Source organism: Tardiphaga sp., from assembly GCF_028290785.1.
Lineage (GTDB): Bacteria > Pseudomonadota > Alphaproteobacteria > Rhizobiales > Xanthobacteraceae > Tardiphaga.
Window position 1 is genome coordinate 1 of the sequence record NZ_JAQGJD010000301.1, and the last position, 6,483, is coordinate 6,483.

6 protein-coding genes are annotated in these 6,483 nt (G+C 63.7%); all 6 read left to right on the top strand.

Annotation, left to right across the window (positions count from 1 at the left end; translation table 11 throughout):
• Positions 1–11: 11 nt before the first annotated feature.
• Positions 12–1,004, top strand: a complete 993-nt coding sequence (locus tag JWR89_RS18270; protein ID WP_299718684.1) for an ABC transporter substrate-binding protein — start codon at positions 12–14, stop codon at positions 1,002–1,004.
• Positions 1,005–1,041: 37 nt separating this feature from the next.
• Positions 1,042–1,893 carry an ABC transporter ATP-binding protein gene (locus JWR89_RS18275; RefSeq protein ID WP_299718686.1) on the top strand — a complete coding sequence of 284 codons (852 nt, stop codon included), beginning with the start codon at positions 1,042–1,044 and terminating at the stop codon, positions 1,891–1,893.
• Between the two features lie 166 nt (positions 1,894–2,059).
• Positions 2,060–3,460, top strand: a complete 1,401-nt coding sequence (locus JWR89_RS18280) for a hypothetical protein (RefSeq protein WP_299718688.1) — start codon at positions 2,060–2,062, stop codon at positions 3,458–3,460.
• Positions 3,461–3,462: 2 nt separating this feature from the next.
• Complete coding sequence (locus tag JWR89_RS18285; protein WP_299718690.1) at positions 3,463–4,614, top strand: Gfo/Idh/MocA family oxidoreductase; 1,152 nt, start codon at positions 3,463–3,465, stop codon at positions 4,612–4,614.
• 9 nt (positions 4,615–4,623) lie between these two features.
• Positions 4,624–5,814, top strand: coding sequence for a dihydrodipicolinate synthase family protein (locus tag JWR89_RS18290; RefSeq protein WP_299718692.1), 1,191 nt, complete (start codon positions 4,624–4,626; stop codon positions 5,812–5,814).
• Between the two features lies 1 nt (position 5,815).
• Positions 5,816–6,483: sugar phosphate isomerase/epimerase family protein (locus JWR89_RS18295; protein WP_299718694.1), on the top strand; the 668-nt coding region annotated here is incomplete at its 3' end.

The window sequence follows — 6,483 nt, forward strand, 5'->3', positions numbered from 1 at the left end:
GGGAGGCTAACATGCTGAGATGGGTTACCGCATTTTCGACGGCACTGATCTGGACCGCGCTCGCATCCGTCACGCCGGCAGCCGCCGCCGACAAGGTGGTGCTGATGCTGAACTGGTACGTCTATGGTGAGCACGCGCCGTTCTATTACGGCAAGGCCAAGGGCCTCTATGCCGCCGAAGGCATCGACCTTGAGATTCAGGAAGGCCGCGGTTCTGCCGCCACCGTGCAGGCCGTCGCCGCCAAGACCGCGGACTTCGGCTATGTCGACGTCCCCACCATGATGCGAGCGGCCATCAAGGGCGCCCCGGTGATCGCCACCGGCGTGCTCCTGCAAACCTCCGCCATGTCGGTGATGGGCTTCGTCGAGAAGAACATCAAGAAGCCGGAGGACATCAAGGGCAAGACCGTGGCGATCACGCCGGCGGATTCCATGACCCAGATCTGGCCGCTGTTCCTGAAGAAGGCCGGGCTGAAGGAGTCCGACTTCAAGACCGTCGCCGGCGACGGCCAGACCAAGCTCAACGCCGTCATCAACGGCCAGGCCGACCTCTTGCTCGGCTATGTCATGGACCAGTCCATGAAGATCAAGGATGCCACCGGCAAGGACGTCTACCCGATCAAGTTCGCCGATTACGGCATTCATCTGGTGTCGTCGGGCATCGTCGCCAACACCGACTATGTGAAGGCCAATGCCGATCTGGTGAAGCGTTTCATGTCGGCGACCACCAAGTCGGTGGAAGCGGCCGAGAAGGACGCCAAGGGCGCGGCGCAGTCGATCCTCGATGCCAACCCCAAGGGCGGCAAGATCGAGACCCTGACGCAGGGCTTTGAGCTGACCATCCCGCTGTACCGCACCCCGGAAACCAAGACCAAGCGCCCGTTCCAGGTCACCGACCAGAACATGAAGGACAGCGTCGAGCTGATGGTCGAGTACGGCGGCCTTGATGCCAAGGCCAAGGAAAATCCGAAGGCGTTCTACACCAACGACTATCTGCCCAAATAACGATCGAAGTAACGACCGAAGTAACAGGACTGATCTTATGAACGCAGCGATGAAGGCCATGGGCGTGAATTCAGCGAGCGCGCATCTTCGTGTTGTGTCCGAGCAGCCCGCCACGAACAGCACGTCGGGGATCACCATCTCCGGCGTGTCCAAGACCTACCGGTCGCGCGACGGCGACGTGCCGTCGCTGCGGCCGCTGGACTTCCATATCGACGACGGCGAGTTCTTCGTCATCGTCGGCCCCTCCGGCTGCGGCAAGTCCACGCTGTTGAAGATGATCTCCGGCCTGCTGGCGCCATCGACCGGCGAGATCCTGGTCGATGGCAAGAAGGTCACCGAGCCGCACGGCGACGTCGGCATCGTGTTCCAGAACTCGCTGCTGCTGCCGTGGCGCAACATCCTGTCCAATGTGATGCTGCCGATCGACATGAAGAAGCTGCCGCGTGAAAAATTCTTGGCGCGCGCGAAGCAGCTTTTGAAAATGGTCGGCCTCGAAGGTTTCGAGAAGAAGCTGCCGTGGCAACTGTCCGGCGGCATGCAGCAGCGCGCCTCGATCTGTCGCGCGCTGGTGCACGATCCCAAGATCATGCTGATGGACGAGCCGTTCGGCGCGCTCGACGCCATGACGCGCGAGAAGATGAATGTCGAACTGTCGCGCATCCAGCGCGAGACCGGCAAGACCGTGCTGCTGATCACCCATTCGATTCCGGAAGCGGTGTTCCTCGCCGACAGGGTGCTGGTGATGACCGAGCGTCCCGGCGGTATCGCGGCGATCTACGACGTGCCGCTCGGCCGCGAGCGCAATCTGGATGCGATGGCGAACCCGGTGTTCACCGAGCTGGTGTCGCGAATTCGCAAGCACTTCTTCACCCAAAGCGCGCTGGACTAATTGTGATGGGCACGAACAGAAATAGCTCGTCATTGCGAGGAGCGAAGCGACGCAGCAATCCAGTAGGCCGCAAGGAAGAACTGGATTGCTTTGTCGCAAGGGCTCCTCGCAATGACGGTCGAAACGGTCTGATCGGGTCTTGGATCAAGGTCTAGGTACAAGTATCATGAATGCTCCCCGCATCGCTTTGCGCGACATCGCGCTGTTCGAACGCCCGGTGGCGTTCATGCGGCCGTTCCGCTTTGGCGCGGTGACGGTCAATGCGGCGCCGCAGGCCTTTGTGCGCGTCGAACTCGAGGTCGAAGGCAAGGGCGTGTTCGCCGGCGCCAGTGCCGAGCTGATGGTGCCGAAGTGGTTCGACAAGCGGCCGCATCTTGAGATCGCCGACACCGTCGATGAACTCAGGCAGTCGCTGTTGATCGCGCGTGACCTGTATCGCGCGCAGTCCGGCTTCATCTCGGCCTTCGGCCTGCACGCCGCCTGCATCAACGATCAGATCGAGGCGTGCGCTAAGGCTGATATCCCGCCGCTGGCCGCCGCTTTTGGTCCGGCGGAGATCGACAAGGCCGTGCTCGACGCGCTGCTGCGGGGGCTCGGGCTGAATTTCTTCGACGGCATGGCGGCGAATGTGGCCGGGCTGACCGCGCGGCTGGCGCCCGACCTCGGCGATGACGATATCGCGGCATTCCTCGCCGGCCGGAAACGGCTGCAGCGCGTCGCGCTGCGCCACACCGTCGGGCTCGACGACGTCATTGAAGGCGAGGGCGGTGTCGCCGATGTCAGGGAAAACAGTGGCAGCCGCTATTTCAAGCTGAAGATGAACGGCGACCCCGAAGCGGACGCGGCACGGCTGGCGAAAATCGGCCAGGCGCTGGCGACGCTGCCTTACGACTATCAGGTGACGCTCGATGCCAACGAGCAATATGCCGACCTCAACGCGCTCGGCGCGCTGGTCGATCGGCTCGGCCATGACGCTGCGCTAAAACCCATTGCGTCAAAACTGCTCTACATCGAACAGCCGATGCCGCGCGACACCACGCGGTCGTCGCCGCTCGGCGCGCTGTCGTCGCGCAAATTCATCATCGACGAGGCCGACGATTCCTGGGACGCATTTCCGGCGGCCAAGGCGCTGGGCTATCGCGGCATCTCGTCGAAATCCTGCAAGGGATTTTACAAGTCTATCGTCAACGCGACACGCGCGGCGAAATGGAGCGCTGCCGGCGATGCCTATTTCATCACCGGCGAGGATCTCACCTGCCAGGCCGGGCTCGGTGTGCAGCAAGATCTGGCGCTTGGCGCGCTGATCGGTGTCACCCACGCCGAGCGCAACGGCCATCATTATGTCGATGGCTTTGGCGAAGCACCTGCGGAAGAGGCTGAAGCGTTTCTCGAAGCGCATCCGGATCTCTACCGCCGCGACGGCGACGTGATCCGGCTCGACATTCACGACGGCGATCTCCTGACGGGATCGCTGACCTCTGCCGGATTTGCATCCGGCGCCCATCCGGACTGGACGGCGTTGTCGCCGCTCCAGCGCCCCAGAACAAAAATCCTGTTGGAGAACTGACTATGGCTGTCCACCGCCTCGGCATCATCATGAACGGCATTACCGGCCGTATGGGTCTCAACCAGCATCTCGTACGCTCGATCGTGGCGATCCGCGCGCAAGGCGGCGTGACGCTGAAGAATGGCGATCGCATGATGCCGGATCCGATCCTAGTCGGCCGCAACGCCGAGAAGATCGAGGGTCTCGCCAAGAAGTACGGCATCGATCGCTGGACCACCGATCTCGATGAGGCGTTGAAGAACAAGGACGATACCATCTTCTTCGACGCCGCCACCACTCAGGCGCGTCCCGGCCTGCTCAACAAGGCGATCGAAGCCGGCAAGCACATCTATTGCGAGAAGCCGATCGCGACCAATCTGGCCGCAGCACTCGACGTGATCCAGAAGGCCAATGCCAAGGGCCTCAAGCACGGCACCGTGCAGGACAAGCTGTTCCTGCCCGGCCTGAAGAAGCTGGCGATGCTGCGCGACTCGGGCTTCTTCGGAAAGATGCTCTCGGTGCGCGGCGAGTTCGGCTACTGGGTGTTCGAGGGCGACTGGCAGGAAGCGCAGCGGCCGTCGTGGAATTACCGCGCCGAAGACGGCGGCGGCATGATCCTGGACATGGTCTGCCACTGGCGCTACGTGCTCGACAATCTGTTCGGCGAAGTCGAGAGCCTGACCTGCCTCGGCACCACCGACATTCCGGCGCGCTGGGACGAGCAGGGCAAGAAGTACACCGCCACCGCCGATGACTCCGCTTATGCCACCTTCAAGCTGAAGGGCGGCGTCATCGCCCACATGAACATGTCGTGGGCGACGCGCGTGTATCGCGACGACCTCGTGACCTTCCAGGTCGATGGCACCAACGGCTCGGCGGTGGCCGGCCTCACCGAGTGCATGATCCAGGCGCGTCAGGCGACGCCGCGGCCGGTGTGGAATCCGGACGAGAAGCGTACCCACGATTTCTACGCCGACTGGCAGAAGGTGCCGGACAACGCCGTCTACGATAACGGCTTCAAGGAGCAGTGGGAGATGTTCATCCGCCACGTCTGCGAGGACGCTCCGTACAAGTACACGCTGCTGGAAGGCGCCAAGGGCGTGCAGCTGGTCGAATGCGCGCTGGAAAGCTGGAAAGAGCGCCGTTGGGTCGATGTGCCGGCGCTGAAGGTCTGAGGTGATCTCATGAACAAGCCGGTCCAACCCATGTCATCGCTGTCACTCAAGCTGCCGAAGGCCGATCGCTCGATCGAGACCTATCGTCTGGCGGCGTCGCGCACGTTTCCGTCGAAACTCGAGGGCACGCTGAATCGTGTCGCGTTCTCGGCCGCCCATGTGGTGGCCGATCCGCTCGCCGAATCCGACCCGTGGGTGAAGGGCGCCATCGACTGGGACCGCACCATCGCGTTTCGCGAGCACGTCTGGGACCTCGGCCTCGGCGTGGCCGAAGCGATGGACACCGCGCAGCGCGGCATGGGCATGGACTGGCCGACCTCGCTGGAACTGATCCAGCGTTCGGTGGCGGCGGCGAAGCCGCGCGGCGGGTTGGTGTTCTCCGGCGCCGGCACCGACCACCTCGCGGTGGAAGACGCCAAGACCATCGACGACGTGATCCGCGCCTATGAGGAACAGTTCGAAGCCATCGAGAAGGCCGGCGGCCGCATCATCCTGATGGCCTCGCGCGCGCTGGCAAAGCTGGGCAAGAGCGCCGAGGACTACGGCCGCGTCTATGACCGCATCCTGTCGCAGTCGGCGCAGCCGGTGATCATCCACTGGCTCGGCGACATGTTCGATCCGGCGCTGGCCAACTACTGGGGCACGCCGAGCCTCGACACCGCGATGGATATCGCGGTCGATGTCATCAACCGCAACGCCTCGAAAGTCGATGGCGTGAAAGTCTCGCTGCTCGATGCGCAGCGCGAGATCGACATGCGCCGGCGGCTCAAGCCGGAAGTGAAGATGTACACCGGCGACGACTTCAATTACGCCGAGCTGATCGCCGGCGACGACAAGGGTTTTTCCCACGCGCTGCTCGGCATCTTCGATGCCATCGCGCCGGCGGCGTCCTATGCGTTGTCACGCCTGGCGGCCGGCGACGACAAGGCATTCCACGACGTACTCGGCCCCACGGTGCCGCTGTCGCGCCACATCTTCAAGGCGCCGACCCGGTTCTACAAGACGGGCATCGTCTTCATGGCCTATCTCAACGGCCACCAGGATCACTTCACCATGATCGGCGGCCAGGAGAGCACGCGCTCGACGCTGCATCTGGCCGAGCTGTTCCGGCTCGCCGATCAGGCAGGGCTGCTGTCGAATCCCGAGCAGGCGACGCAGCGCATGAAGGCGATCCTCGCCACCCGCGGGATCGATGCCTGAAATGCGTGACTTCTCACAAGACCACCGCTGGCTGTCGCTGAATACGGCCACCGTCCGCAAGCAGGGTGATTTCGTCGCCATTGCCAACGCCTGCGCGAAGCACGGCATTCGCGGCGTGAGCCCGTGGCGTGACCAGGTCGCGACCGTCGGCCTCGACAACGCCGTGCGCGCCGTCAAGGACAACGACCTCGAATTGTCCGGCTACTGCCGCGGCGGCATGTTTGTCGGCGACGCGTCGCGTCACGCCGAGATTCGCGACGACAACCGCCGCTGTGTCGATGAGGCCAAGGCGCTCGGCGCGCCGTGCATCGTGCTGGTGGTCGGCGGCCTGCCGCAATATTCGCGGCCCGGCAGCGCGCCGTCGAAGAACATCGTCAATGCCCGCGCGCAGGTCGATGACGGCATCGCCGAGATGATGGAATACGCCGGGCAGGCCGACATGCCGCTGGCCATCGAGCCGCTGCATCCGGCCTATGCTGCGGACCGCGCCTGCGTGAACACCACCGAGCAGGCGCTCGACATCTGCGACCGGCTCGATCCGAACCGCACCGGGGCGCTCGGCGTCGCGCTCGACGTCTATCACATCTGGTGGGATCCGGAGCTGCAGGCGCAGATCGTCCGCGCCGGGCAGGACCGGCTGCTGGCGTTCCATGTCTGCGACTGGCTGGT